Here is a 613-nt window from a genome sequence, read left to right on the forward strand (position 1 = left end):
CGGGTGTATTCGCCGATGTCCGCGCCAGCGCAGACCTCGTCGTGAAGGCACGGGACGTCCGGCGGACAGGTGTAGCAGCCGGTGCCGGCGGGACACGCCTGGCCACCGGAGCAGTCGACCTCGGTCAGATCGCCCATGACCCGCAGCACCTGATCGTGGAACATCTTGTACTTGGTCGCATAGCTCGTGTCGCCCGGCACGAACTCGGTGCCCTCCCAGCGTAGGTAGGGTTGGTAGCGCACCCACACCGCCGCGCGGCGCGTCGCGCCTGCTTGCACGTAGGTGTCAACCGTCTCGAGGTGGTATCCACGCGTTCGCCACAATCCATCTTCGTCCGCGAATGCAGCGTCCGTGAGGTTCACGCGCGCCTGCACCGAGATACCCGGCGGCCGCCTCGCCCACAGCACATTGACGTGGGTCGAGTCCCCTTCTTCTGCGGTGATCCGAAACGGATAGAAGCCGTCTTGCCAGTGGTCCGCGATCTCGGCGCTCAGGCTCGAGCTCGACAGGTGCACGCTCGCCGTCCAGTTCGTGGCGGTCTGCGTGGGCACGAGAATCACCGCGTACTCGCTCGCGCCCGCGCGGCGGCGGGACGACAGCGAGATCGGCCGCA

The 613-nt window shown here is 67.2% G+C and carries 1 protein-coding gene; it reads right to left on the reverse strand.

Features of this window, described 5'->3' with window-relative positions; genetic code table 11:
- The coding region (locus tag DB30_RS41045) for a hypothetical protein (RefSeq protein WP_146663007.1) at positions 1–551 on the reverse strand (551 nt) is incomplete at its 3' end.
- Between the last annotated feature and the right edge of the window lie 62 nt (positions 552–613).

This window comes from Enhygromyxa salina, from assembly GCF_000737335.2.
GTDB classification, from domain to species: Bacteria; Myxococcota_A; Polyangia; order Nannocystales; family Nannocystaceae; genus Plesiocystis; species Plesiocystis salina_C.